The sequence below is a fragment of the Wenjunlia tyrosinilytica genome, assembly GCF_014646055.1.
GTDB classification, from domain to species: Bacteria; Actinomycetota; Actinomycetes; order Streptomycetales; family Streptomycetaceae; genus Wenjunlia; species Wenjunlia tyrosinilytica.
In genome coordinates, this window is record NZ_BMMS01000014.1 from 175,046 (window position 1) to 199,968 (window position 24,923).

21 protein-coding genes and 2 pseudogenes are annotated in these 24,923 nt (G+C 70.4%); 9 read left to right on the top strand and 14 right to left on the bottom strand.

Annotated elements, in window-relative coordinates:
- Positions 1–207: pseudogene (locus IEY86_RS17715) on the top strand (ZIP family zinc transporter); the annotation flags it as partial.
- A gap of 35 nt (positions 208–242) precedes the next feature.
- Here the strand turns inward: IEY86_RS17715 and IEY86_RS17720 are convergent.
- A complete protein-coding gene (locus IEY86_RS17720; protein ID WP_189132682.1) occupies positions 243–1,196 on the bottom strand; it encodes a Rieske (2Fe-2S) protein in 954 nt (317 codons plus the stop codon).
- 130 nt (positions 1,197–1,326) lie between these two features.
- On the opposite strand from IEY86_RS17720, the pseudogene IEY86_RS17725 reads away from it, so the two are divergent.
- Both IEY86_RS17725 and IEY86_RS17730 read left to right on the top strand, forming a co-directional pair.
- Positions 1,327–1,455 (top strand): annotated as a pseudogene (locus tag IEY86_RS17725) (GlsB/YeaQ/YmgE family stress response membrane protein); the annotation flags it as partial.
- A gap of 602 nt (positions 1,456–2,057) precedes the next feature.
- Positions 2,058–2,576 carry a hypothetical protein gene (locus IEY86_RS17730; protein WP_189132683.1) on the top strand — a complete coding sequence of 173 codons (519 nt, stop codon included), beginning with the start codon at positions 2,058–2,060 and terminating at the stop codon, positions 2,574–2,576.
- Between the two features lie 129 nt (positions 2,577–2,705).
- On the opposite strand, the gene IEY86_RS17735 is transcribed toward IEY86_RS17730, so the two are convergent.
- Positions 2,706–3,776 carry a carboxylate-amine ligase gene (locus IEY86_RS17735; RefSeq protein WP_189132684.1) on the bottom strand — a complete coding sequence of 357 codons (1,071 nt, stop codon included), beginning with the start codon at positions 3,774–3,776 and terminating at the stop codon, positions 2,706–2,708.
- A 240-nt stretch (positions 3,777–4,016) separates the two neighbouring features.
- Between IEY86_RS17735 and IEY86_RS17740 the strand changes: the two genes are divergently transcribed.
- Positions 4,017–4,340 (top strand): plasmid stabilization protein, encoded by a 324-nt coding sequence (locus IEY86_RS17740; RefSeq protein ID WP_189132685.1) that lies wholly within the window; start codon positions 4,017–4,019, stop codon positions 4,338–4,340.
- Positions 4,341–4,607: 267 nt separating this feature from the next.
- Here IEY86_RS17740 and IEY86_RS36535 read toward each other — a convergent pair whose 3' ends face one another.
- From IEY86_RS36535 to IEY86_RS17775, 6 genes are all read right to left on the bottom strand, one after another.
- Entirely contained in the window at positions 4,608–6,578 is a 1,971-nt protein-coding gene (locus IEY86_RS36535; RefSeq protein WP_229698523.1) for a sensor histidine kinase, read from the bottom strand.
- A 203-nt stretch (positions 6,579–6,781) separates the two neighbouring features.
- Complete coding sequence (locus IEY86_RS17755) at positions 6,782–8,470, bottom strand: phosphoenolpyruvate--protein phosphotransferase (RefSeq protein WP_189132686.1); 1,689 nt, start codon at positions 8,468–8,470, stop codon at positions 6,782–6,784.
- Positions 8,467–9,093 (bottom strand): dihydroxyacetone kinase subunit DhaL, encoded by a 627-nt coding sequence (dhaL, locus tag IEY86_RS17760; protein ID WP_189132687.1) that lies wholly within the window; start codon positions 9,091–9,093, stop codon positions 8,467–8,469. The genes IEY86_RS17755 and dhaL overlap by 4 nt, the downstream gene beginning before the upstream one ends.
- A gap of 157 nt (positions 9,094–9,250) precedes the next feature.
- Positions 9,251–10,249: a dihydroxyacetone kinase subunit DhaK gene (gene dhaK / locus IEY86_RS17765; protein ID WP_189132688.1), complete on the bottom strand. Its 999-nt coding sequence runs from the start codon at positions 10,247–10,249 to the stop codon at positions 9,251–9,253.
- A complete protein-coding gene (locus IEY86_RS17770) occupies positions 10,246–11,016 on the bottom strand; it encodes an MIP/aquaporin family protein (protein WP_189132689.1) in 771 nt (256 codons plus the stop codon). Before IEY86_RS17770 ends, dhaK begins: the two co-directional genes overlap by 4 nt.
- 331 nt (positions 11,017–11,347) lie before the next feature.
- Positions 11,348–12,127 (bottom strand): IclR family transcriptional regulator, encoded by a 780-nt coding sequence (locus tag IEY86_RS17775; RefSeq protein ID WP_189132690.1) that lies wholly within the window; start codon positions 12,125–12,127, stop codon positions 11,348–11,350.
- Between the two features lie 60 nt (positions 12,128–12,187).
- On the opposite strand from IEY86_RS17775, the gene dhaM reads away from it, so the two are divergent.
- The 3 genes from dhaM to IEY86_RS17790 all read left to right on the top strand — a co-directional run bounded on the left by dhaM (position 12,188) and on the right by IEY86_RS17790 (position 13,577).
- Entirely contained in the window at positions 12,188–12,580 is a 393-nt protein-coding gene (dhaM, locus tag IEY86_RS17780) for a dihydroxyacetone kinase phosphoryl donor subunit DhaM (RefSeq protein WP_189132691.1), read from the top strand.
- Positions 12,564–12,899: an HPr family phosphocarrier protein gene (locus IEY86_RS17785; protein WP_189132692.1), complete on the top strand. Its 336-nt coding sequence runs from the start codon at positions 12,564–12,566 to the stop codon at positions 12,897–12,899. The genes dhaM and IEY86_RS17785 overlap by 17 nt, the downstream gene beginning before the upstream one ends.
- Before the next feature lie 243 nt (positions 12,900–13,142).
- Entirely contained in the window at positions 13,143–13,577 is a 435-nt protein-coding gene (locus IEY86_RS17790; RefSeq protein ID WP_189132693.1) for a hypothetical protein, read from the top strand.
- Between the two features lie 106 nt (positions 13,578–13,683).
- On the opposite strand, the gene IEY86_RS17795 is transcribed toward IEY86_RS17790, so the two are convergent.
- From IEY86_RS17795 to IEY86_RS17810, 4 genes are all read right to left on the bottom strand, one after another.
- A complete protein-coding gene (locus tag IEY86_RS17795; RefSeq protein ID WP_189132694.1) occupies positions 13,684–15,228 on the bottom strand; it encodes a M1 family metallopeptidase in 1,545 nt (514 codons plus the stop codon).
- Between the two features lie 164 nt (positions 15,229–15,392).
- A complete protein-coding gene (locus IEY86_RS17800) occupies positions 15,393–16,541 on the bottom strand; it encodes a serine hydrolase domain-containing protein (RefSeq protein ID WP_189132695.1) in 1,149 nt (382 codons plus the stop codon).
- Positions 16,542–16,734: 193 nt separating this feature from the next.
- Entirely contained in the window at positions 16,735–17,754 is a 1,020-nt protein-coding gene (locus tag IEY86_RS17805) for a substrate-binding domain-containing protein (RefSeq protein ID WP_189132696.1), read from the bottom strand.
- Positions 17,755–17,945: 191 nt separating this feature from the next.
- Positions 17,946–18,638, bottom strand: coding sequence for a TetR/AcrR family transcriptional regulator (locus tag IEY86_RS17810; protein WP_189132697.1), 693 nt, complete (start codon positions 18,636–18,638; stop codon positions 17,946–17,948).
- Positions 18,639–18,880: 242 nt separating this feature from the next.
- On the opposite strand from IEY86_RS17810, the gene IEY86_RS17815 reads away from it, so the two are divergent.
- On the top strand, positions 18,881–21,448 hold the full coding sequence (locus IEY86_RS17815) for a SpoIIE family protein phosphatase (protein WP_229698524.1): 2,568 nt from the start codon (positions 18,881–18,883) through the stop codon (positions 21,446–21,448).
- 91 nt (positions 21,449–21,539) lie between these two features.
- Complete coding sequence (locus IEY86_RS17820) at positions 21,540–22,172, top strand: hypothetical protein (RefSeq protein ID WP_189132699.1); 633 nt, start codon at positions 21,540–21,542, stop codon at positions 22,170–22,172.
- A 143-nt stretch (positions 22,173–22,315) separates the two neighbouring features.
- On the opposite strand, the gene IEY86_RS17825 is transcribed toward IEY86_RS17820, so the two are convergent.
- Positions 22,316–23,173 carry a class I SAM-dependent methyltransferase gene (locus tag IEY86_RS17825; protein WP_229698525.1) on the bottom strand — a complete coding sequence of 286 codons (858 nt, stop codon included), beginning with the start codon at positions 23,171–23,173 and terminating at the stop codon, positions 22,316–22,318.
- Positions 23,174–23,433: 260 nt separating this feature from the next.
- Entirely contained in the window at positions 23,434–24,918 is a 1,485-nt protein-coding gene (locus IEY86_RS17830; RefSeq protein WP_189132700.1) for an NAD-dependent succinate-semialdehyde dehydrogenase, read from the bottom strand.
- Between the last annotated feature and the right edge of the window lie 5 nt (positions 24,919–24,923).

Genomic DNA, 24,923 nt, shown 5'->3' on the forward strand with positions numbered 1-24,923 from the left:
GTGTGGGCAGCGCGCCGCGGCGCACAGCGCCGCAAGCGCCCGGGGCACCGGCACAGCCGGCCGTCGGAGGCTCAGCAGGGCGGCTCGGGACTGGCTCTGGCGCTCGGTGCGCTCCTCGACGGTGTTCCCGAGTCGGCGGTCATCGGTGTCGGCCTCCTCGACCGCGGCACGGTGACCATGGTGACGGTGGCGGCGGTGTTCATCTCCTTCCTGAAGCGCCGCGAGGCGAATGCCCCGGCCGCCTAGGCGCTCCGTTCCTGTACCAGTCCGTCGACGTGGGAGGAGGGCGGCTTCTCCCGCAGGCGCGCCTCAACCCGCCCGTCCACGATCCGGGTGTCGAACGCAGGCTGCGGGGCGGTGGCGGGCCCGCGCACATTCCAGCCGTCGGAGAGCCGGAAGACGCTGCCGTGCCAGGGGCACTGCACGCAGCCGTCGGCGACCTTGCCCTGCGACAGCGGCCCCGCCAGGTGGCTGCAGTGATCGGCGAGTGCGTGGACCGTGCCGCCGACCTCACGGACGACGAGGACCGCGACATCGTCGATGGCGCGCCGGACCGGCTCGCCCACGGGGAAGTCGGCGACCTCGCCCAGCGGGTGCCAGCCGGGCGCGACGAGGTGCGGGACCTCTTCGGCATGGTTGGCTCCCGCGGCCTGCCGGTACGCCATGTGGCCGCCCAGCGTGCCACTGATCCCGACCGCCGCAAGGCCCGCGAACCCCAGCGTCCTGCCGAGTGCCTCCCGCGACTTCAGACGCGCGCTGAGCGAACCGGCGTAGAGGACGATGGCCACGACGTTGGTGGTCGCGTGGACCAGCCCCACCCGCTGTTGGCGCTTGTGCAGCTCGGCCCAGTCGATCCACCCCGCCCACGCGGCGGGGGCGGCCGCGGCCAGTCCGACGGCGACCAGGGTGCGCGATGCCCGGCGCTCGCCCGGCATCAGATCCAGGACCGCGGTGGACATCCAGGCGCCGATCGGCACCTGCACGAGGACCGGATGCACCGGATGGCCGAGCCACCGGCCGTGCAGAACGTCCCTGACCGGTCCGAGCGGCAGTCCGCGCACCTTCTGCCGGATCCTGTCGATCACGGGGTCGAGCCCGGAAAACCCTTCCAGCCGGTCCAGTACGGCGGCGACGCGGTCCGGCTTCCCGTCCGACGAGAGGGCGCGGCGGAACGCCGGCGCGATGCTTGAGGACATTGGGGTCATGCGTCCCGGGTCCCCCATGATCATGGACCATAAACAGACAAGCACCGTTTGCCGTACGCCTGACGGGAAGACGCATGGGCACGACAAGGTTCATCAGCGGTTGAGGAAGTGGTGCGACGCCATGGACATTGTCTCGTGGATCCTCATCGGCCTTCTCGCGGGGGCGATGGCGAAAGCGCTGATGCCGGGTAAGGACCCGGGAGGCATCATCGTCACGATGCTGGTCGGAATCGTCGGCGGCCTGCTGGGCGTCGAGACGGCACTTCGCGAATGACCAGGTGCCATCTCGTCAAAGAGTTCGATGGTTTGCTGAGCCCTGGCGCGGTGAGACGACCCGGTATTCGCCACTGGGAAGGAAGGCGCGAATGTTCGGTCTCATCCTGCTGACTGCTCCATTGCTGCTGGCCGCGCTTCTTCTGTACACCGGTTCACGGCAAGCCCGTCACCGGGCCACCGGTCACGCGGCTCCCCGTGCTGTTCACCGCCGCCATGCCGCACATGGCTGAGTGGAAAAAGACCACCCTCCGACGGGCGGCCGGGCCGACGCGAGATACGATCGCAGCCGCCCGCGTGGTCTTCGACGGGGTGTCGGCCACGGTCACCCGACGGCTCAATCCTGTGCCGAGCGCGCGCACCATCCGTCCGACCGCACAGCGTGCCCTCCGCGGTAGCAAGGCACCGCGCGGGGTTGCGTGTGCCGGACGCGCCGGGGCACCACGCTGAGCGACGATTTGCTCCTGTCCGGATGCATGGTGACAGATGTCATCTTCTGCGCCCCAGGGATGCTGGGTTAGCTTGGTCCGGACCTGTACGGCCTGCGAGCCGGGCGGCATCAGAAGGGGCTAGTACGTCGTGTCAGTCGATCTGTCCTCCGTCATAGCGGCGACCGCTCAGTGGCTGCTGCGCGCCTACCCGGCAAATGGAGGACCCTTCAGCCGGGCTCTCGCCGAGGCGCAGGCGCGGCAGGCCACCACAGTCGCGGCCTGGCTGCGCTACCCGACCTCGGTGGACGCCGCGCTGGTCTCGCTGGTCGGACCGGGCGGCTCGGGGCGGTTGGACTGGCTGATGACCTCCGACGAGCCCGACATCGACGACCATGCCTGGCGGACATGGGTGGACGAGGTTGTCGCCAGTTGGGCCGCGTGTCTGCTGACCGATCCCGCTCTCGCGGAACTCGCTGTGACGGCACTGTCCGGCTCCGATCACGCCGCCGGGACGCCGGCCGACTTCCGTCGTCTGACCTCGCCCGGCGAACAGGATCTGAGCGCCGCGCCGCTGCTGCGCCACCCGGACCTGCTGACTTCGGTGACGGAGCTGTACCGCGAGGATTTGGTCCAGCGCCTCGAGGCCGACCCGGTGGAAGCGGCCTAGTCGGCGCTTGGACGGTGGGCGGCCCGGCGAAGCCCGTGGCAGCGACTCTCGGCTTGGGTTGCCGGGGCGTCCGCGACTGGGCACGGCATTGGCTCCTGCCCGCCGCCGCACAGACCGGTACCGGGCGGGTCACACCTCCTGGGTGATGAGTTCCATGAGCGCTTTGGGGCCGCCTTCGGCGAGCGCCCTTCGCTGCCGGTCGGCGCAGGCGCCCACCTGGAGGAGCCGATGCACGAGCGAGGTCACCTCGCGGGCGTCGCCGGATTCTTCCAGGGCGGGGGTGATGTGGCCCATGAGGGCACACACCACGTCCCCGGCATGGGGGTCGATGAGCGCATTGTTGAGTCCATGGCGGGCGGCGTGCCAGTTCGCCGCGTGCAGCAGCTCCGGAGCGCGGCTCGGGACGGGTGTGCCGGACTTCGCCTCGCGGATGGCGGTCGTCACCAGGGCGCGCACGATCCCGGCGAACATGACCGCTTCGTCGGCTTGCAGCTGAACGTCCATGCAGCGGATTTCGATGGTGGGATACCGCTCGGACAGGCGAGCCTGCCAGTAGAGCTGACCGGTGTCTGCCATGGCCTCGGCGGTCAGTAGTGCCTGGACGCGGTGCTCGTAGTCGGCGAGATCGGCGAACTGCGGTGGGGGGCCGCTGACGGGCCACCGGCCGAAGACCACGGTGCGCCAGCTGGCGAATCCGGTGTCCTGCCCATTCCACAGGGGCGAGTTCGCACCCATCGCGACCAACGCCGGCAGCCACGGGCGAACCCTGTTCAGCACACCGATGCCGGTCTCCTGGTCAGGGACCGCGGCGTGCACGTGCATGCCGTTGATCAACTGCTCGTCGACCAGTTGCGGTGCCTGAGTGCGCATGAACAGATAGCGGGCCTTGGGAGTGACGGGGACCGGCACTGATCCTTTGAAGGGCGCTGTACCGGACGCGGCGAGGCAGCACCCGCTGCGGCGTGCCGCGGCGCCCACAGCATGCCGCAGCCGCAGCAGGTGGCCGCCCACTTCCTCGAGATCGGTGCAGATGGGCGTGGCCACCTCGACCTGGGCCTGCAGCAGCTCCGACTGGACCTCGTGCTCGTTCGTGATCGGCTCGAGGCCGGCGGCTGCCCGCACCTGCTCGACCAGCGGCACCGGGAGCATCGTGACCGGGTCGAGCAGCAAATACTCCTCCTCGACCCCAACCGTGATCATAAGGATGGAGTACCCCGTTCAGACCGGCCAAATCGGGGTGATCAGGGCGGTCGGGGAATGGCCTGCCTCAACGGCCGGCCGCCGCTTCCGCGCTCGGGTGAAACACCGGACGCCGGGTGCGTGGCCGGGGCACTCGCGGGTAGTCGATTGTTCGAAGAGCCGACTTCAACACGCCCCCCCGCACACGGGCAGGACTCCGGCTCGGGGCCGGGGGAGAGGGAAGCGGAAAGGAGAGCTGCTGTGCCTGCGGGATCGAGTTCCAAGCGCGAGCGGCAGTACGAGCACATCAAGGAGAGTGCGAAGAAGCGAGGCGCCTCCACCGACCGTGCCAAGGAGATGGCGGCGCGGACGGTGAACAAGGAGCGTGCCCGCTCCGGTGAGGCCAAGCAGGCCAGCCGTACCTCCATCCAGGACAAGTCCTCTTCCGAACGCGGTGGCCAGCGTTCGCACTCGGGCGCCAAAGGACCGACGCGCGACCAGCTGTACGAGGAGGCCAAGCACAAGGGCATCGAAGGCCGATCGTCCATGAGCAAGGACGAACTGGCCAAGGCACTGGGGCGCTGAACCGCCGCCGCCGCCGTCACCTGCCGCCGTGCCGCCGAGTGTCCGGACCGAATGTCCGCCGGCGGCTCGTTACAGGCGGCTCACTGCCGGCCGCTCGTGGGTGGTGACGTGCCCCTCGCCGATGACTGTGCCTCCGGCCGCACACCGGGGAGCCCTCGGCGGCGCTCGCGGTGGCCGGGTCGACACGTTCTTCGGTCGGGACGTTCTTGGGCCGGGCGGCCCCGCAGGCGTGGCTCGGCGCAATGGCGCCACGGGTCGCGACAGCGGTCAGCGCTTGCCGACCGGGCGGGCGCCGTTGCGGCGTGCCCGGTACGCACGTTTGGCCGGCGTGGTCTCGTCGAACTGCTCGGTCGTGTCGTAGTTGCGCCATCCGGTCAGGCGTCCTTCCAGGTTGTACCGGGCTGACAGACCGGGAGGATCCATGTGATCTCCGTGTTCCCGGACCAGCTTCTGGGGCAGCGCGACCACTGCTGTGATGCCGCGGAGCGACGACCTGCGGAGCTGGACGCGGATGCCGTGGCGGCCGGAGAGCCGGCCGACGACGAACATGCCCATGCGCCGCGCCACCGAGACATCGACGACCGGCGGGTTCAAGAGCCTGTCGTTGGCCTCCTCGAGGCCCTTCGCGGTCATGCCGATGCCGCTGTCCTGGATTTCGACCTCCGCGCCGCCGCCGGACAGCAGCCGGCTGGTGACGAACACCTCAGTGTCCGGCGAGGAGAACGTGGTCGCGTTCTCCAGCAGCTCCGCGATGAGGTGAACGATGTCGTTCACTGCCCGGCCGTCGACGTCCGCGGTTACCAGTCCTCGTAGCTGTACCCGCTGGTACTGCTCGACCTCGCCGGCGGCGGCCCGCAGGACATCCACGAGCCGGACCGGGGCGCTCCAGCGGCGACCCGCCTCCTCACCCGCGAGGACGAGTAGGTTCTCCCCATTGCGGCGCATGCGGGTGGCCAGGTGGTCGAGCTTGAAGAGGCTGGCGAGCAGGTCGGGGTCCTGCTCGCCGTTCTCCAGACGGTCGATCAACTCCAGCTGCCGTTTCACGAGGCTCTGGCTGCGCTGCGAGAGATTGACGAACATCGCGTTGATGCGGCCTCGCAGTTGCGCTTGCTCGAACGCCAGCCGCACGGAGCTGCGATAGACGTCGTCGAAGGCGTGGGCGGCACCGCCGATCTCGTCGGACGAGCTGATGCCCGTGGGCTCGACATCGGTGGCCTCCAGTTGCGCGTCGCCGGAGCCCCGCAGCAGCCGGACCACCTCGGGCAGGCGGCGTTCCGTGATGTCGAGCGCGCAGGCGCGCAGGGTTCGCAGCGGGCCGACAATCGACCGCACGACGACGTGCGTCACAACGGACGTGAGCAGGAGGATCAACAGCACGACGAAGGAGGCGACGAACACTGAGCGCTCGGCCTGGTGCTGCTCGCGCGAGATCTCGCCTTCGACCGATCCGACGAGGCGCTTCTCGACCAGACGCATCAGCTCGAGCTTGCTCGTCATGGTGTCGAACCATTCGCCGGCGTCGAGGCCGAGGCGGCTGGTGCCCCGCCGGGCGAGGGCCTGTTTCTTGAGCATCTCAGCCTTGATGACGTCCCTTCCGGTGACGGTGCGCTCGTAGAACTGACGCTCGGCCGAAGGCGCACCGGCCCGGAACGCGCCGATCGACGCCCGTTGCTGCCAGTCGGCGAGGATCAGGCCCTGGGCCTCGTCCGAATCGAACTGTCCCCGGGTCAGCGCCCCGCCGAGCAGCGCTCGTTGCCGGGAGGCCTCCTGCGCGGCCTGCGCGAAGGACTTGAGCGCACCGGCCCTTGCGGCGAGGGGCTGGTGGGCGATGTCCGGAGTGAGAAGGTCAAGGGCGTCGGTGAGCTCGCTGATCAACGCCGTGTATGCGTTGACCATGGACAGCAAGCGCGTCTTCGAGTGGGCCACCGTGTGGCGCAGTGACGCCGCCTTCCCCCCAAAGGCGTCGAGCACCGCGAGCCGGGTGGCCAGGACGGTGTTCGTCCCACGGCGGACATGGGCGGCCTCGGCACGGACCCGGGCGAGCGCCGTGTCCACCCGGGAGCGCTGAGTGTCCAGCCGGCTCGTGTGTCCCCCGTGCTCCCGGCCGCAACGTAGAGCGCGGTCAGATTGCCCGACGAACCCGCCGTGCAGCGGCTCGTGGCCGGATCCGCCACCCGACACCAGGCCGACCTTCCCAGCGGTCGGCCCGCCCGCGCGGGCGATGTAGCGGTCGGACATGTCGACCCGTCAGCGTGGGGTGCGCGGCGGCCACGCCGACGAGGGCATCGGCAAGCACCTCATCGGGCGAGTTGATGAGCTTCTTCACGGTTCAGGACCCTTCTCGACCGGAAAGGAACATCAGCGGAAACCAAGTCCTCCGGTGGGCCGGTCCGGTCCGACCTGCCCACGCTTGAGAAAACGCGCCATGTTCGCGGCTCGGGTCAGGGCAGCGACGGCTGGCAGCACTGCTCGACGAGTCGCCGGACCTCCTCGGGGGTTTCGCGGGTGAGGGCGATGGCGGCCAAGGAGACGCAGGTGTCATGGCGGATTCGGCGGATGCGGGCGCGGACCTCGTCGAGGGCGGCGGGGGCGACCGAGAGGCTGTCGCAGCCGATGCCGATGAGCAGGGGGGTCACGAAGGGATGTGCGGCGGCGTCGCCGCAGACGGAGACCTGACGGTTGTGGCGGTGGGCGGCGGTGACGACGCGGGCGATGGCGTCGAGTACAGCGGGGTGTGCCGCCATGGCGGGGGTGGCGGTGGGGTCGCGCCGGTCCAGGCCCAGGATCTGGCAGGTGAGGTCGTTGCTGCCGATGGAGAGGAAGGAGGCTTCGCGGGCGAGGTCGTCGGCCGCGGCGACGGCTTCGGGCAGTTCCACCATGATGCCCAGGGGCGGGGTCGGCACGCCGGCTTCGGCGGCTGCGGCCTGGAGGAGGCGTCGGCAGGCGCGTAGTTCGTCGATGCTCGCGACCATGGGGATCATGATGCGCAGGTCGGTGTCGGCTCCGGCGCTGAGCAGGCTGCGGAACTGGTCGGCGAAGGCGTCCGGTTGGGCGAGCATGAGGGGCAGACCGCGCCCGAGCCGTCGGCCTTCGCGGCTTTCGGCGAGGAACGGCGGCAGTTTGTCGTCGGCGAAGTCGAGAGTGCGAGCCGTGACCACCTGCCCGGTGAGCGCGCGCAGCACGGGGACGAGGGTGGCCGCGTGCTGATTGCGGGTGGGCCAGGAGGGGTGGTTGAGGAAGGGCAGCTCGGTGCGGAGCAGGCCGACACCCTCGGCGCCGGTGGTCAGGGCCGCGCGGGCCTCGGCGGGGGTGGCCACGTTGGCCCGCAGAACGATGCGGTGCCCGTCGAGTGTCTCGGCGGGCAGGTGTCGCTCTTCGGCGAGGGCGAGCCTGCGGTTTCGGGCGGTCTCCATCGCGTGCAGTGCCTTGGTGCGTTCGTCGTCGTCGGGGTGGGCGACCGCGCTGGCCATGTCGGCGTCGAGGAGGATCTCCTGCCCGTCCGGCAGCTCGAGCAGCTGGGGGTCGACGGCCAGGAGGAAGGGAATGCCCAGCGAGCGGGCGACGATCGCGGCGTGGGAATTCGGGCCGCCGGTCACGGAGATGGCGGCTGTCACCGTCAGGCCGGGTTCCAGCAGGTCGGCGGCGCCGATCTCGTGGGCGACCAGGACGAGGGGCTGGTCGGTGGCAGGGCCTGTGTGGCCGTAGAGGTGGGCCAGGACGCGGCGGCCGACCTGCCGGACGTCTGCCGCGCGTTCGGCAAGGGTCGGATCGTCCAGTTCCGCGATGGTTCCGGCGTAGGCGTCGATGGCCTGCCGGACGGCGACGGGTACCGGTCGGCCGTAGTTCGCTCGTTTGACGGCCTGGTCACGCAGATCCTGGTCCTGCGCGATGTAGCTGTTGACTTCCATGATGTCGGCCTGTTCGTCCTTGCCCTGTTCGCGCAGTGAGGTGGACAGGTCGAGCAGGCGGGTGGCGATGGTGTCGAAGGCGTCGGTGATCTGCTTCGTGGGGTCGCCGCCGGTGCGGTGGGGGAGCACCGCTTTGGCGGGTGGCCGGTCGGTGCGGTGGACGAAGCCGAGGGCTGTGCCGGGTGCGGCGGTGTGCCCGGTGTAGGCGCGGCGGTCGGTCATCGGGCGACCACTGCCTCGGCGAGAGCGCGGAAGATCAGGGCGGTGGACGTGGCGCCCGGGTCCTGGTGGCCCATGCTGCGGGCGCCGAGGTAGGAAGCGCGGCCCTTGCGGGCCTGCATCGGGGTGGTGGCACGCATGCCCTCTTCGGCGGCGTCGGCCGCGGCCACGGCCGCGGCGGCGAAGTCGGCTCCGGCGTCGGCCTGTTGTCGCACGGCGGCCAGCGCGAGGGCGTAGGCGTCGATCATGGTCTTGTCGCCTGGCGCGGCCGCGCCGAGCTTCTGGATGCCGGCCAGGCCGGCGGCGAGTGCGGCGGCGAACTGCCGTGGGTCGGTGGCGGGCGTGTCCAGGGCTTTGCCGATGGCGCGGAAGGCGCCGCCGTAGAGCGGGCCGGAGGCGCCCCCGACGCTGGAGATCAGGGTGGTGCCCGTCTTGACCAGCACTGCCCCGGGGGTGTCCGCCTTGTAGTCGGTGAGTGCCGCGGTGATGGCGGAGAAGCCTCGGTGCATATTGACGCCGTGGTCGGCGTCGCCGATGGCCGAGTCGAGCTGGGTGAGGTGGTCCTTGTGCTTCTCCACCGCGGCGGCGATGGCCTGCACCCACGTACGGGCGAGGTCAGTGTCCACGGAGTCTCCGTTCCTGGTCGGGGCGTGTGTGGCTGACGGTTGGGTGAGCCGGGGGCGAGGGCGGGGGCGGATGCGCGGGGGTGCGGTCCGGGGCGAGCCGGCGCGGGAAGGCTTCGGCCCGGCCCTCGCGTACGCGAGGCCCCGCCCCCGACTCGGTTCAGTTGCCCCAGCGCAGGGCGGGGGTGTTCACGGGCGCGTCCCACAGGCCGAGCATGTCGGCGTCGGCCTTGCACACGGTGAGGGAGACACCGGCCATGTCCAGGCTGGTGACGTAGTTGCCGACGAGGTTGCGGGCGATGACGATGCCCTTGTCGGCGAGTGCGGTGGCGACTTCGTGGAAGACGACGTACAACTCGATGAGCGGGGTGGCGCCCAGGCCGTTGACGATGACGATGGTCTCGTCCCCGACGGCCAGCGGCTGGTCGGCGAGGATGGCGTCCAGGGCGGTGGCCACGATCTCCTTGGCCGGGCGGAGCTTTTCCCTGCTGCGGCCGGGTTCGCCGTGGATGCCGACGCCGACCTCCATCTCGTCCTCGGGCAGGTCGAAGCCGGGCTTGCCGGAGCCGGGGGTGGTGCAGGCGGTCAGGGCGACGGCGAAAGACCGGGAAGCGGCGTTCACGCGCTTGGCCGTCTCGGCGACGGCGGCGAGGTCGGCGCCCTGCTCGGCGAGCGCGCCGGCGATCTTCTCGACGAGGACGGTGGCGCCGGTGCCCCGGCGCCCGGCGGTCCAGGTGGAGTCCTGGACCGCCACGTCGTCGTCGACCAGCACGGTCTGCACCGAGACGCCGGCCTCGGCGGCCAGCTCGGCGGCCATCTGGAAGTTGAGGACGTCACCGGTGTAGTTCTTCACAATGAACAGCACCCCGGAGCCACCGTCGACGGACTGGGCCGCGGCCAGCATCTGGCCGGGGACGGGGGAGGTGAACACCTCGCCGGGGCAGGCCGCGTCCAGCATGCCCGGCCCGACGAAACCGCCGTGCAAGGGCTCGTGCCCGGAACCGCCGCCGGAGATCAGGGCCACCTTGCCGCTTCTGCCTGCGCCGCCGCGGGAGATCACCTTGTTCTCCCCGTCGACCTTCAGTTCGGGGTGCGCGGCGGCGATTCCGGCCAGCGCCTCTGCCAGCACCGCTTCAGGGGCGTTGATGAACTTCTTCATGACAGGGCTCCTTGGGGAGTCGCAGCGGGCTCGGCCGCTTCCTCGGCCGTGGCGCCGAGGCCGCGGCGGGCGTTCAGGGCGATGTACAGGAAGCCGGCGACAACCGCGCCGACGACATCGGCTATGAGGTAGACCGGCAGCTGGTTCCAGTGGACCGTGCCGCTGTACCACTGGCCGACGAGCATGGGACCGATGACGCGGGCCGGGTTGATCGCGGAGCTGGTGGCCGGTGCGACCACCATGATGATGGCGAACACCGCCAGGCCGATGGCGAGCCCGGCGAAGCCTCCGGCCGAGCGGCGGTCGATGGCGCCGAAGACGACGAACGCGAGGATCGCCGTGCCGACCGCTTCGGCAAAGAAGGCTTGGCCGGCACTGACCTGGGGGCCGTACGAGGCGATGCCCAGACCGACGGTCACGGCCTGGCGGCCGAGCACCCCGACGATCGTCAGGGCTCCCAGGACCGCGCCCGCCACCTGGGCGGCGATGTAGCCGGGGACGTCCCGCCAGGGCATCTTCCCCGTCGCGGCGAGCGCGAGGGTGATGGCCGGGTTGATCTGGCAGCCGGAGATGTGGCCGATCGCGTAGATCATCGCGATGACCACCGTGGCGAACGCCAGCGAGATCATGCCCAGATCGGCGAAGGTGAACGGGGCCTTGCCATTGGTGATGAGCGTCGCGGGAACCGAACCGACGCCGATGAACACCAGCATCGCGGTGCCCAGCATCTCGGCCACAAGCTTTTGTGGGTATGTGTTTTCTTCCATGGAAGGCGCCCAGCGCCGAGCGGCGGCTTGGGCGTCTCACCTCCTCCGCGTGGAGCGGGCTGTGAAGGGAGGTGGCCGCCAGGTGGTCAGGGTTGGGCAACCTGGCGGCCGGCTCAGGGGAAACCGGGCAGCTTTATGCATCCGGCCGAAAAGACGTTCGCTATGGATGAACGTTGTTCGGGAAGTTAAGCCCGCGTTTCCTACCTGTCAAGAGGTTCCGCGGCCATCGCGTTGCATCGATATGGACAAGGCCCCGCGGCGGCGTGCCGAGGGGCCTGGATCGGACGGTGGTGCGCGGGAGGAGGGCAGCCGCCACCGGACCGCGGGCAGATCAGGTCTTCGTGGTGCGTGGGGCCGCCCCTCTGGGCGCGCCGAGGTCGCGGGAGAGATTGCGGGCGGTCTCCCGGACGGCGACCGCAAGCTCCTGACGTGCCGATTCGGCCAGCAGCCGGTCGACGGGGCCGACGATGCCGAGAGCGCCGACCACCTCGCCGGAGCGGTCGAAGACAGGGGATGCGATACCCGCGCCCCCGATGGCGGACTCCTCGTCCTCGATCGCGTACCCCGCCCTGAGGGCCTCCTTCAGCTGGCTCGCCAGCTCCTCCGGTTCGGTGACGCTGGCTCCGGTGAGCACGGCCGGCTCGGGCGCGAGCAGCCGCTCGCGCTCGTCGGCGGGAAGGAAGGCCGCGATGGCCTTGCCCAGGGCGCAGGTGCTCCACGGGATGCTGGAGCCCACCTCCAGGATCTGCACAGCCCCCTCCGGCCGGAAGGCGTGGTGCACCACCAGGACGCGGTCACCGGTGAGCACGGCCACCCAGACCGCCTCGTTCGTCCGGTTCGCGAGCTGGTCCGCCCAGGTCAGCGAGCGGGTCCGCAGCTCCTGGGTGTCCAGGTAGGCGTTGCCCAGCCGCACCAGGTCCGGGCCGAGCTGGTACTTCGAGCTGTCCCTGTCCTGCACCACGAGCCCCTCGGCCTCCAGTGTGCGGAGCAGCGCGTGCGCGGTCGGCTTGGCGACGCCGAGGCGGTCGGCCAGCTCGGTCACTCCCAGCCGGGGGCCGGTGGACGCGAGCTCCCGCAGTATCCGCACCGCACGCTGTACCGCCTGGACCATCGAAAATTCTCCCTGGTTCAGTATTGATGAACAGCGTTCTGAGATCTAGGGTAGGTGTTCATGAGCGCAACTGTCGGCATCGTACTCGTGTCCCACAGCGCCGAGCTCGCCGCGGGCCTACGCCTGCTGGTGGAGCAGATCGGCTCCGACACGGTCCCCCTCGCCACTGCCGGAGGAACCGACGACGGCCGCATCGGCACCAGCTACGACCTCGTCCTCGCAGCCGTCCGCACCGCCGACCGCGGAGTCGGCGTCGTCGTCCTTCCCGACCTCGGCAGCTCCGTCCTGACCGCCCGCACCGTCCTCGAAGACCATCCCCGCCCCGACGTGCTGATCGTCGACGCACCCTTCGTCGAAGGAGCCGTCGCAGCCGTCGTCACCGCCGCATCCGGCGCCGACCTGAAGACCGTCGCCGACGCCGCCAAGGAGGCCCGCCATGTCCACAAGCTCTGACCCCGTCACCACGACCGCCACGACCACGTCCACGTACGAGAGCACGTCCACTTACGAGACCACGTCCACGTACGAGACCGCCGTCGTCCTGCCCGCCGACCTGCACGCCCGCCCCGCCGGTCAACTCGCCCGGGCCGCAGCCGGATTCACCAGCGCCATACAGCTGGAGCACGCCGACCGGACGGTCAATCCGACCGGCGTCCTCGCCGTGATGGGCCTGGGTGCCACCGCCGGAAGCACCGTAACCGTCCGCGCCGAAGGCCACGACGCCGAACAGGCCGTCACGGCGCTGGCCGCGCTCCTCGCCACCGCCGAGTAAGGCCCTCTCCACGCGACACGGGAGGTCCCGCCGCACCGGCAGGGCCACCCGATGGACCGATCTCCATGTGGAGACCTGGCCAGGCCCGAGCCCCCGGCACAGACGCCACGCGTGCGCGCCGCGTGAGCGGACGGCGGAGCTCGGCGATCCGCGCCGAGCCCGCGGCACGTCGGCCACACTCGCTCGTTTTCCTTTCGGCGCCACATGCCTGACGCCAGGGATAAGCAAGCGCAAGGAGCCGCCATGTCACGCGATTTGAACATCATCTGCGAAATCTGCGAAGAGCTCATCGATGACGGGCAGGGCGACTTGTGGATCGACTACGCGCAGATCACCGCGGCCAGGGACGCCCGGGCCCGCTGGGAGCGGGAAAGGGCGGGCTGCACACCGGACCGCACGCAGACCATCGTGGGATTCGGCCGGGTCCTGGAGTACCCGGATCCGGCTCCGTGGCGGACCCACCACAAGGTGTGCGACCCCGGATTCGTACCCAGCGCCTATGTGATCGAGGCGGACCGCCTGCGCACCTGGGCGGACCTCACCCTGTGGACCGCGAAGCTGATGAGCATGCGGTGGCTCGAGGTGACGGACTGGAACCAGTTGCTGCGCGGGGCGGTGTCGACGGACGGTGTGAGGGTGCGAGCGGTGGAGCGTCAAATGGTGAACAACTTCTTTTGAGTGCCGGGCGCGCGACCTGCCCCGGGTGCGCGGCGGTGCGGCACACCCGGGGTTCTCGATCGGAGGAGGCGTGCCCGCACTCATGAATCCAGCGCGGGCCCCGCGATCAGAGAGTGGCGCTCGCCGAGTCGTGGCCGTGCGGACCGCCGCGCCGCGGCCCACGGGTGGCGGAGGGCTTGACCGGGGCGACGGTCCAGTCGGGGTGGCCGGGCATCCTCGGGGTCTTCGTACCGAAGAGCCATTCGCGCAGGAAGGCCGACTGGTCCTGGCCCGAGACCTCGGAGGCCACCGCGATGTAGTCCTCCGTGGTGGCCGCGCCATTGCGGTGCCGCTCCAGGAAGGTGCGCTCGATACGGCTGAAGGTGTCCTCGCCGACGGCCGACCACAGGGCGTACAGCACCAGCACACCGCCGAGGTAGCGCTGGCTGTCGAAGAGGTTGGCGGCGTTCGGGGCGGCGACCGGGCCGGAGTCGTGCCGCCACTGGTCGCCCCGTGAGTAGGTGTCCTTCATCCGGGCTTCCATGGTGGTCATGCCGAGGGAGTCGGCCCAGCCGCGCTCGTAGCGGTACACAAGCCCGTAGTAGTCCGCGTGGCCCTCGTTGATCCACAGGTCCGCCCAGGTGGCGGGGGAGACGCTGTTGCCGAACCAGGAGTGGACCAGTTCGTGCATCATGTGCGACCCGATCTTGTTCTCGGGCTGCAGCAGGAAGTTCGGCTTGTACAGCGTGAGCGTCTGGGTCTCCAGCCCGGTGAAGTCGAAGGCATTCGGATCGTCCGAGTTGCACGGCAGCAGGCCGTACGCCTCGAACGGGTAGGCCCCCAGCCGCTTCTCCAGCCAGGTCACCAGGCCCGGCGTCAGCGCCAGGGCGGGTTCAAGGGCTTCGGCGCGTGCGTGGGGGACGACATCGCGCAGCCGCAGCCCACTGGGTCCCTGGCGGTCCTTGACCGTGTACTCGCCCACCGATATCTGCACCAGCTCCGTGGCGATCGGCTCACGCGAGCGGTAGGTGTACGTGGTCCGGCCACCGGCGCCGGAGGTGGAGACGAGGGAGCCGTTGGCCACGCCCAGCAGGCCGTCCGGGACCGTGATGCGGAAGGTGAAGTGGGCCTTGTCGCTGGGGTGGTCGTTGCAGGGGAAGACGGTGTGCGCCGAGTTGGGCTGGCCCGCCACGGCGAAGCCGTCGGGGGTGGCGACCCAGCCGGTGTGCGCCAAGGTCTGACGCGGATCGGCGGTGTAGTCGATACGGACATCGAACTTCCGGCCGGAGGCGAGGACGGCCGCCGGGGTGACGACCAGCTTCTCCTCCCGCTGCTCGAAGGCGGCCGGGCGACCGCACACGGACACCGTGCGGACCGTGAGGCCGAGGCAGTCGAGCGAGAAGGCCGACAGGTCCTGGTCGGTCCGCGCGGAGAGCTTGGCGGTGGCGTCGACCGTCCGTGTGTCGGGACTGTACGTGAACTCCAAGCGGTAGGCCTTGACGTGGTACCCGCCGTTGCCCAGCTCGGGGAACACCGGGTCGCCCAGGCCCTCCTCTCCGGGGCTGCCGACGCGGCCCCGGCCCTGCGCGTGTGCCACAGGGCCGGTGACCGACGCCGCGGCAGCGGTGAGGAGGGCGGTCGCTGGGGCGGTCACCCGAGATCGGTATCGCATGTATCTCTTCCCGTACGTCCGAAACCACCACGGACGTGAGTGCCCGCGGCTTGACTGTTCGTCATGCGACCGATCGGCGCCCCGACTTGGGGACGCCGGTCGCCGATCGACAAGACGCCGACCGACAAGACGCCGATCGCGGCGCAAAGGTTCGCGCCCGCGGCTCACTTGCCGCAGAACTCGGCCTCGATCACCGCCTCGCTGTCGCCCGTCCAGTCGCCGTTGAAGTTGAAGGCGAGCGAGTGGCGGCCGTCCTTTGTCGTCACCGCCTCGGAGGTCGAGCCGTGGATGCCGCCGCCGTGGCCCCAGACCACCGTGCCGCAGCTGAGCTTGCGCTCGATGAGACCGAGGCCGTAGCGGGCCCCGGGGATGCCCTCGACCGGTACGGTCGTCGTCATCTCGGCCAGTTGCTTCTTCGGCAGCAGCCTGCCGCGCAGCAGGGCCGAGTAGAAGCGGTTCAGGTCGTCCGAGTCGGAGATCATCCCGCCCGCCGACGAGGCACTGGACGGATTGAGTTCGGTGACGTCGTACGACGGGCCCGCCGGGTCCTCGCCGAGCTTTGAGTACGCGCGGCCACTGGGCTGGGGCACACGCGGGTCGGTGCGCGGGACCGTGGTGTCGTGCAATCGCAGCGGCTTGATGACACGCCGGCGGACCTCCCGCGCGTAGGAGTGTCCCGTGGCCTTCTCCACGATCATCCCGGCGAGGATGTAGTTGGTGTTGGAGTAGTTCCACGACGTGCCGGGCGGGAAGTCCGGCTTGTGCTTCATGGCGATGTCCACGAGCTGGCGGGGTTCCCGGGTGTCGTAGCGGTGCTTGAAGAAGCCGTCCTTCAGGAAGAACTCACGGACGAAGTCCTCGTCCGCGGTGAAGTTGTAGATCCCACTGGTGTGGTTGAGGAGTTGGCGGACCGTGATGCGCCGGCCGTCATGGCCGTGGCCGCGCACCACACCCGGCAGCCAGTGGTCGACACTGTCGTTGAGGTTGAGTCTTCCTTCCGCCTCGAGCTGGAGGACCACGGTGGAGACAAAGGTCTTGGTGATGCTGCCCACGCGGTAGTGGTCATGAGCGCCGCGTGGGCGCCCGCTCTTGATGTCGCCGACGCCCGCCGTGCCGTTCCAGGTGCCCTGCTTGTCCTTCACCTGGCCCGTCACTCCGGGCACGCCCTGCTTGACAGCGGCTTCCATGGCCCGCCGGGTCGGAGCGTGGTGGTCACCCGCTGGTGCGGGGGCCGCCACGGCGGGGGCCGCGAGCGCTCCTGCCGTCATGGCCACCACCGCGGTCATGCCCGCCAGACGAGTACGTGCCGGCATCCTGTGTCCTTTCCTCGACGAAGCCGCCGGCGGCCGACATGCTGCGACCGGCTCGACGGTGATCGGGAGGAGGGACCCCGCGTGACGGCCCGAGGGTTGCCCGGCGTGCACCGGTTGATCGGATTTCAGCCTTCTTCGGCGGCGTCGGCGGCGGACGGGCCGCGTGGCGCGGTGAGACGCCGAGGCGCAGCGGTCACCGAGTGCCCTTGGCGGCGAACTTCGCGGTGGACTCCACGTTGTCCTTGGTGATGAAGGCCGGGCCGGTCAGCACCGGCGCGACACCGCCGCCGCTGAAGTTGCCGTTGCTCTTGTACAGCCACAGCGAGTCGACGGGCAGATAGCCCTGGAGGTACGGCTGCTGGTCGACTGCGAGCTGCACTGTGCCGTCCAGCACGGCCTCGGTCAGGTCCTTGTTGAGGTCGAAGGTGGCGATCTCGGCGTTGCCGCCCGCCTCGGACACGGACTTGACCGCGGTCAGTGCGAACGGCGCGCCGAGGGTGACGACGTAGTCGATGGAAGGGTCCTGCTCGAGCTTGCCGGTGATCGCCGATTGCACCGACTTCATATCGGTGCCATTGACGTAGACATTCTCGGTCCGGCCCTTGAACGTCTTCTTCAGACCGGCGCAGCGGTCCTCGAGGGCCACGTTCCCCTGCTCGTGGATGACGCAGATGTTGTGCTTGGAGCCGAGTCCGTTGAGCTTTTTGCCGAACGCCTGCCCGGCGAGCCGCTCGTCCTGCCCGAAGAACTCCAACAGGCCTTGGCTCTTCCAGTCGTTGAGGCCCGCGTTGAACCCGACGACCGGAATGCCCGACTGTTCGGCGTTGGCGACCGCGGCTGCCATCGCGTCGGGGTCGGCGAGGGTGACGGCGATCCCGTCGACCTGGTCGTCGATGGCCTCCTGGACCAGGTCGGCCTGCTTGTCGGCGTCGGGGTCGCTGGAGTAGATCAGCTCCACATTGTCCCTGGCGGCGGCCGCCTTGGCCCCCTTGCGAATGATGTCCCAGAAGGCGTCGCCGGGTGCCGCGTGGGTGATCATGGCGATCCTCATGCGCGTGATACTGGCCTTGGGCGACGTGTCCTTGTCGGCAGCGGTGTCGGCCTTGTCGTCGCCCGAGCCGCTGGAGCATCCCGCGACGATCAGAGCGCCTGCGGCCACGAGCGCGGCGGCGAGGAGTCTTCGGCTTCCACAGGCACGGGCTCGGTGATTCATGTGTCCTGACACCTCATAGAGCGGGGAAATAAGGAAGGGGAGCCCCGGCCGGGGGTTCTCGCGAGGAGCCGGAGGCGTTTTGCTCAGGGCGTGAGCCAACTCCCCACACAGTTGCACTGTCAAGGGTTTGTCAGGACATGGTTTCGTAACGGGCGATTCGCCTCGGCGAGGCCGACGATCTCATGCGGCCGTCATTCGGGCGCCGCTGACGACGGGCGGGTGAGCAGACCCGCGAGCAGCGTGCCGAGCAACTGCCGAAGCGTCGCGGTGAAGTCGAGCCGCAGGGACGCCAAGGAGGCGTCGGCCTCGTAGGCGGCGAGCATCGCTGCCGAGGGCTGTGCGTGGCTCCATACGGCACCGGTCACCATGACGGCGGCTGTCGCGAATCGCATGGCGTCGTCCTCGCTCAGCTCACGCAGGTGCTCGCGCACCTGGCGGGCCAGTGCGGCGGCATTCCGGAGGGCGGCGCGCTTGTGCTCCGCAGCGACCCTTGGGGAGACATTGTGTTCCAGTACCGCGGCCTGGGCGCTGATGAGGTCGCACAGCACGGGGCGGGCCCCGAGTGAGGTCGCGAGTGCGGCGGCGACGCGGTCGCCGCGCTCGCCCGCCGACGCGTCGTTGTCCACCGCGGCGGTGAGCGTGTCGCCGAGCTGGCGCAGCCACTCCCGCGACCCGGTGTCGAGCAGTTCGAGCAGTACGGCTTCACGGGACTCGAAGTAGCGCAGCACATTCGACTTCGCCAGACCGGCGCGTCGGCTCAGCTCATTGAGGCTCACTCGCGCCACGGGCATCTCGGTCAGCATCACGGCCGCGGTGTCCAGGATCGCCGTTCTGCGCAGGGCGCGCTGCTCGTCGCTGCGTGCGCGTTGGAAGGGCGCGGTCATGGCCGCCAGTTTACAGACCGCCGGTCCATTAATATGCGACCGCCGGTCTGCAAGAGGTTCGATGCGCATCGGAGCCATCGTGCGGGGCCCGGTTGCCCCTGTGGCAAGGACATGCCCACCTTGACACTGCCGTGCCCGGAGCGTAGAGCGAGTACATGGGCCGACGTGGGGCGGCGAAGCGTGCGGGGCCGCACGTCACCAGCGGTCCCGGGGTACGAGCGGCTGTGCCCGGGACCGCGGGCGTGGATGGTCCACTGCCTGACGCCTCGGACCCGGTCCCCACCGACGCGGCGGCGGAGACCGAAGAACTCCTCAGTTCCGCCGTGGTCAGGGCCGTCCAGGAGACCGGCGCGCACGCCGGGAGCATCTTCCTGCGCTCCCGCGACCGCCGCTCCATCGTTCTCGCGGCGGCCTGCGGGACCCCGCCCTCCCTCCTCGGGGGCTGGCGGCTCATCCCGGTCAGCAGCCCCATCCCGGTCGCGACGGCCTACCGGTCCGGGCGGACCGTCCACCTCGCCGACGGCGACGAGACCATGCGGCGCTTCCCTCAGCTCTCGGTGGCGCTGCCGTACGCGTTCGGTTCGGCGTCCGTGCCGGTCAAGGCGGGGCGGGAGTCGTTCGGAGCGCTGGCCGTCGTATGGGCGGCTCCGCCCGGTAGCGCGGGGCTGTCGAAGGCCCGGCTCAGGCATCTGCGCGCCACAGCCAACCGGCTCGGCGCCTCGCTCGCCGCGATCCAGCTCCGGGGCGGTCTCGCCGAGTGGGACGCGGAGACGGTCGTCATCGAGGTTCCGGCACCCTCCCCGCCGGCGGTGCGCGTGGGCCTGTTCGACTGGGAGCTCGACACCGGGGCCCTCACAGCGGACGACGAGCTGTGCGCGATCTTCGGGCTGGACCCGAGCGGGTTCGACGGGCGGGCCGACACACTGGCCTCCCGGGTCCACCCCTCGGACCTCGCAGCCTTCCGCGCCGCGGCCCGTGCGGCGGTCGTCGACGGCCGGATCCTCGCGCAGCGGATTCGCGTTCTGGAGGCCGACGGCACCCACCGCCCGGTCGAGCTGTGGGGCCGGGTCCCGGAAGGCCCGACTCAGGAGGCACGGTCGCACCTGGTGGGGGCGGCCCTCGACCCCGGAGCCGGCACCAGGGCCGTGGCGGCGATCGAGCGGCTTCGGGACGGCGTCTTCTCCCTGGATCCGGAAGGGCGGCTCACCTATGTGAACCGTGGTCTGGAGCAGCTTCTGGGGGTGCGGCGGGAGGAGGTGCTGGGCCAGAGCCTCTGGGAGGTCCTGCCCTGGCTGTCCTCGCCTGTCCATGAGGACCGGCATCGGGCCGCGATGGTCTCTCAGCAGCCGACGTCCTTCGTGGCCCGCCGCCCGCCCGACCAGTGGATCGCGTTCTCGCTCCATCCGGACGCGGGTGGAGTGACCGGCAGGGCGGTGCCCGTCGAATCGCCCCCCTCGCCGGCTGCGCGCCCCGGCGCACCGGCCGAGGGCACCGCGTCCGCGGCCGAAGGCCGCTCACCGCCGACAGCCTCATCGCCGGCAGCCTCACCGCCGTCCCCCGTGCCTGCCGGCCCGACCGCGCCGGCTCGCTTGGCCGCCATCTACCATGTGCTGCAGTTGGGCAGCGCGCTGACCGAGGCGGTGTCCGCCCGTGAGGTCTGCGCCGTCGTCGCCGATCAGCTCCTGCCTGCCTTCGGCGGCCGGCAGTTGGCGATACATGTGGTGCGAGAGGGCCGGATGCACCTGCTAGCTCAGACCGGTCACCACGGGCATTTCCTGGACTGGTTCGAGGACGTCCCTCTGAACGCCCGCCTACCCGGGACACAGGCCCTCACTTCAGGGACGCCCTTGTTCATCGAGTCCCGGGAGGACCTCGCCAACAGCTATCCGGGGCTGCGCATGGGGGAGGCGCGCTCCTGGGCGTACCTCCCTCTGATCGCCTCCAGCCGACCGGTGGGGACGTGCGTCCTCGGCTTCGACGAGGTCCACCGCTTCAGCGTTGAGGAGCGCAGTGTCCTCAGCGCCCTCGGCGGACTGATCGCTCAGGCCCTGGAGCGGGCGCGGGTCTACGACGAGGAGTTCGCCATCGCCCGAGGGCTGCAGGACGCGCTTCTGCCGCACCGGCTGCCCGAACTCGCGAACATCCACATCGCCGGCCGCTACCTCCCCGGCACCAGCGGAATGGACATCGGCGGCGACTGGTACGACGTGATCAGGACCGCGGACGCTGTCGCGCTGGTCGTGGGGGACGTCGAAGGGCACAGCGTCACCGCCGCCGGGGCCATGGGCCAACTGCGCAGCGCCGTGAGGGCGTTCGCCACAGCCGGGCACCGCCCTGGCGACGTGGTCGCCGGAGCCAACCGCATTCTCGACGACCTCGGAGCCGAGCTCCTCGCCAGTTGCTGCTACATCCGCCTCGAGACCGGCAGCGGGCAGACGTGCGCCGTCCGCGCGGGCCACCCCCCGCCGCTGCTGCGCCGCCCCGGAGGAACGACAGAGGTCCTCGATCTCGAGGGTGGGACCCTGCTCGGTGTGGACCGCTCGACCGACTACCCCGAAACGCGACTGGAGCTGCCGCCCGGTTCGGTCCTCGCCCTCTACACGGACGGCTTGGTGGAGGAGCGGGACACCGACATCGGTCTGGGGATCGACCATCTGCGGGCAACGCTGGCCCATACCGGCACGCACTCACTGGAGAAGCTGGCCGATGGGCTCCTGCGCGCTGCCCGGCGCTCCGCCAAGCGCGAGGACGACATCGCCCTGTTGCTCACCGAGTATGCCCCCGGCCACCATGCCGCCGGGGCGCATTGACGGGTGGCCGGGCGAGTGCGGTCCCCCACTGCTCAGGTGGTCGATCGCGCGGTGGCGGCTCATTCGGCGCTTTCCTGTCTACGATGGCTCCGTGGTGCACTGGGAAACGGTCTCTTCGCTGGCCACAGGCGTCGGTACGCTCGTGCTGGCGGCCGCCACCTTCGCGTCGGTCCGGTCGGCGAACCGTGCGGCCCGGGTCGCGGAGGAGTCGCTGCTGTCCGGTATCCGGCCCCTGCTGGTGCCGTCCCGGCCGGAGGACGTCACACAGCAGGTGAGCTTCGCCGACGACCACAGCGTTCGTGTGCCCGGCGGGGCCGGGACCGCGGAGGTCACCGACGAGGCGATCTATCTGACCTTGTCGATCCGGAACGCCGGCAGCGGCATCGCGGTTCTCCACGGTTGGCGGTTCGACCCGACCACGGCACTGCGATGGCAGGAGCGGCCATCGGCCGAGTCGTTCCACCGGCTGACGCGCGATCTCTACATCCCCGCCGGTGATCTGGGATTCTGGCAGGGGGTTCTCCGGCACCCCACCGGCGACGAATCGGACCCTCTCAGGGACCGTATCGTGGCGAGAGAGCGCATCATCCTCGATCTGCTCTACAGCGACTACCAGGGCGGGCAGCGGATCATCGGCCGCTTCAGCCTTCTGCCCGACGGGGAAGGGGGCTGGCTCGCCTCGGTCGCCCGTCATTGGAACGTGGACCGCCCGGATCCGCGTTGACCTGCGGAGCCCCGAACGAGCCGCCCCCTCCGGCTCGTGTCCAGCCGATGGCCATCAGCGGCTTGTTGTGCGGCTTCAGCCAGGTCATGACGCGGTCCAGGAAGATGCCGGCCCCACGGCCCGCAGTGCCCGGCCACCGGTGCCTACTCACCGTCGGATGAGGTCGGCGCGCTGTCATCCGGGCGGCTGTCATCCGGGCCGTTGTCATCCGGGCCGTTGTCATCCGGGCTGTTGTCGTCAGGACGGCGCCTCAGCTTGAGGAGGTTGTCGGTACGGGTGGCCGGTTGTCCGTCGGGGCCGGTCACACGGCGCTCGTGCTCACCGCTCAGGAGCAGTTCCCACTCGGCGGGCGGAAGGTCGAGTGAGGTCAGGACCTCCTCGGGTGTGGGGAAGTGGATGTCCGGATGGTGTCCGGTCTCCCATGAGGGGCATCCCACGTGCCCGACGATCAGGAGTACACCTCCCGCAGACAGGGACGCCGCGGCAGTGCGCAGGATCCGCTCTCGGGGCAGGTCGATCTCGGAGTGCAGGAAGTGGGCCGAGACGAGGTCGAAGGCACCCGCGGGGAAGGACTCGGTCAGGTCGTGCCACTGCCAGTCGATCCGGTCGGCGACGCCCTCCTGACGCGCGTGCTCCGCCGCGCGGGCGAGGGCGATCCGGGAGACATCGACCGCCGTGACGTGCCACCCGCGCTGTGCGAGCCAGATGGCGTCGGCTCCCTCACCGCAACCCAGATCCAAGGCCCTGCCGGGGGACAGCTCACTCACCTCGCGGATCAGGAGCGCATTCGGTTTGCCGCTCCAGATCCGGTCGTTCGCGCTGTAGCGGGTGTCCCAGTACTCCTCGGCCGAGGCGCCGCTCGCGTCACCGTTCATCGCTGTGGTTCCCCTGTCCTCGTGGCTGTCCTCGTGGCTGCCCCGGTGGCCGACCGGCACCATGTCATGGTGCCGCTCCCGGTCCGCGCAAGCGGCGGTCGCCCTGTGCTGCGTTCGTGCGGTCATGTGTCACACCGCCGTCCGCCACCCACAATCCGCCCGCCGCCGCTGCCTTGACAAACTTCCTTGCTGGACCAGCAAATGAAGGACGTCGGAGGGCGACCTCGCGACCGTGCTCACCGGTGTCGGCCGCCGATCGAGGGCGCTGCGCCTGGCCCGCGGTCGCCACGCTGTGCCAGGCCCAGCGGGACGTGAGACCCGGAGGGAGGCCGGCGCCCCCGCCGGAGGAAGACGCCGCCGTCCGGCGCCCCGCGCCACTTGCCGGCTCAGGGCTGGATGCCGACGTATTTGACCTCCAGATACTCGTCGATGCCCTGGGGTCCGCCCTCACGGCCGAGGCCGCTGGCCTTGACCCCGCCGAAGGGCGCCGCGGGGTTGGACACCAGGCCCTGGTTGAGGCCGACCATCCCGGTCTCCAGGCCCTCGCAGACCCGAAGCGCCCGGGACAGGTCGCGGGTGAAGACATAGGCGACCAGGCCGGCGTCGGTGCTGTTGGCGAGCCGCAGTGCCTGCGACTCCTCGGTGAAGGAGGTGATCGGCGCCACCGGACCGAAGATCTCCTCGGCAAGCATCCGGGCGTCGGCGGGGACGTCGGCCAGTACGGTCGGGGAGTAGAAGTACCCTCGCTCGCCGACCGCACCGCCGCCGGTGAGCAGCCGGCCGCCACATGCGACGGCGTCCTGGACGAGCGTGTCCACCCGCTCTCGTGCGGCCGCGTCGATGAGCGGACCCACGTGGACACCGCTCCCGGTTCCCCGGCCGAGGGTGAGTGAGGCCATCCGCTCGGCCAGTCGGTGCGAGAACTCCCGCGCCACCGATGTATGGACGAGGAAGCGGTTGGCGGCCGTGCACGCCTCGCCGATGTTGCGCATCTTGGCCAGCACGGCGCCCTCCACCGCCGCGTCGAGGTCGGCGTCGTCGAACACCAGGAACGGGGCATTCCCGCCCAGCTCCATCGACACCCGCAGAAGGCGTGTCGCGGACTGCGCCACCAGGGCCCTGCCGACCGCGGTCGACCCGGTGAAGCTCAGCTTGCGCAGCCTGGGGTCGGCGATCAGCGGCCCGGTGACCTCGGCCGCCTCGGTCGTGGTCACCACATTGAGCACGCCCTCGGGCAGCCCCGCCTCGGCGAACACCTTCGCCAGCGCCAGCATGGTCAGCGGCGTCTGCGGCGCGGGCTTGACCACCATGGTGCAGCCCGCGGCCACAGCCGGGCCGATCTTGCGGGTGCCCATGGCGAGGGGGAAGTTCCAGGGGGTGACCAGCAGGCAGGGGCCGACCGGCTGTTTCATCGTCAGCAGCCGCGTGGCGCCCTGGGGAGCCACCTGGTAGCCGCCGGCGATCCGGACGGCCTCCTCGGAGAACCAGCGAAGGAACTCCGCGCCGTAGGCCACCTCGGCCCTGGACTCGGCGAGCGGTTTGCCCATCTCCAGGGTGATCAGAAGGGCGAACTCCTCCGCCTGGGCGGTCACGGCGTCGAAGGCCCGGCGCAGGATGTCGCTGCGCTCGCGCGGCGGGGTGGCCGCCCAGGACGCCTGGGCGGCGACCGCCGCGTCCAGCGCCGCGAGGCCGTCCGGCGGGGAGGCGTCGGCGACGTCGCGCAGGACGGTACCGGTGGCCGGGTCCTCCACGGCGAAGCGGCGGCCGCCCTCCGCGTCGCGCCAGGAGCCGCCGATGAACAGTTGGTCGGGTACGCGGGCGAGGGCTGCTGCCTCCGCCGACTCGGTCACTGCCTGCTGGGTCGCGGTCATGGGGT

What these genes read in the sequence shown, in the direction of transcription:
- IEY86_RS17720 (WP_189132682.1), bottom strand. Translation starts at nt 1,196, where the DNA reads ATGTCCTCAAGCATCGCGCCGGCGTTCCGCCGCGCCCTCTCGTCGGAC.
- IEY86_RS17735 (WP_189132684.1), bottom strand. Translation starts at nt 3,776, where the DNA reads ATGATCACGGTTGGGGTCGAGGAGGAGTATTTGCTGCTCGACCCGGTC.
- IEY86_RS36535 (WP_229698523.1), bottom strand. Translation starts at nt 6,578, where the DNA reads ATGTCCGACCGCTACATCGCCCGCGCGGGCGGGCCGACCGCTGGGAAG.
- IEY86_RS17755 (WP_189132686.1), bottom strand. Translation starts at nt 8,470, where the DNA reads ATGACCGACCGCCGCGCCTACACCGGGCACACCGCCGCACCCGGCACA.
- dhaK (WP_189132688.1), bottom strand. Translation starts at nt 10,249, where the DNA reads ATGAAGAAGTTCATCAACGCCCCTGAAGCGGTGCTGGCAGAGGCGCTG.
- IEY86_RS17770 (WP_189132689.1), bottom strand. Translation starts at nt 11,016, where the DNA reads ATGGAAGAAAACACATACCCACAAAAGCTTGTGGCCGAGATGCTGGGC.
- IEY86_RS17775 (WP_189132690.1), bottom strand. Translation starts at nt 12,127, where the DNA reads ATGGTCCAGGCGGTACAGCGTGCGGTGCGGATACTGCGGGAGCTCGCG.
- dhaM (WP_189132691.1), top strand. Translation starts at nt 12,188, where the DNA reads ATGAGCGCAACTGTCGGCATCGTACTCGTGTCCCACAGCGCCGAGCTC.
- IEY86_RS17785 (WP_189132692.1), top strand. Translation starts at nt 12,564, where the DNA reads ATGTCCACAAGCTCTGACCCCGTCACCACGACCGCCACGACCACGTCC.
- IEY86_RS17790 (WP_189132693.1), top strand. Translation starts at nt 13,143, where the DNA reads ATGTCACGCGATTTGAACATCATCTGCGAAATCTGCGAAGAGCTCATC.
- IEY86_RS17795 (WP_189132694.1), bottom strand. Translation starts at nt 15,228, where the DNA reads ATGCGATACCGATCTCGGGTGACCGCCCCAGCGACCGCCCTCCTCACC.
- IEY86_RS17800 (WP_189132695.1), bottom strand. Translation starts at nt 16,541, where the DNA reads ATGCCGGCACGTACTCGTCTGGCGGGCATGACCGCGGTGGTGGCCATG.
- IEY86_RS17805 (WP_189132696.1), bottom strand. Translation starts at nt 17,754, where the DNA reads ATGAATCACCGAGCCCGTGCCTGTGGAAGCCGAAGACTCCTCGCCGCC.
- IEY86_RS17810 (WP_189132697.1), bottom strand. Translation starts at nt 18,638, where the DNA reads ATGACCGCGCCCTTCCAACGCGCACGCAGCGACGAGCAGCGCGCCCTG.
- IEY86_RS17825 (WP_229698525.1), bottom strand. Translation starts at nt 23,173, where the DNA reads ATGACCGCACGAACGCAGCACAGGGCGACCGCCGCTTGCGCGGACCGG.
- IEY86_RS17830 (WP_189132700.1), bottom strand. Translation starts at nt 24,918, where the DNA reads ATGACCGCGACCCAGCAGGCAGTGACCGAGTCGGCGGAGGCAGCAGCC.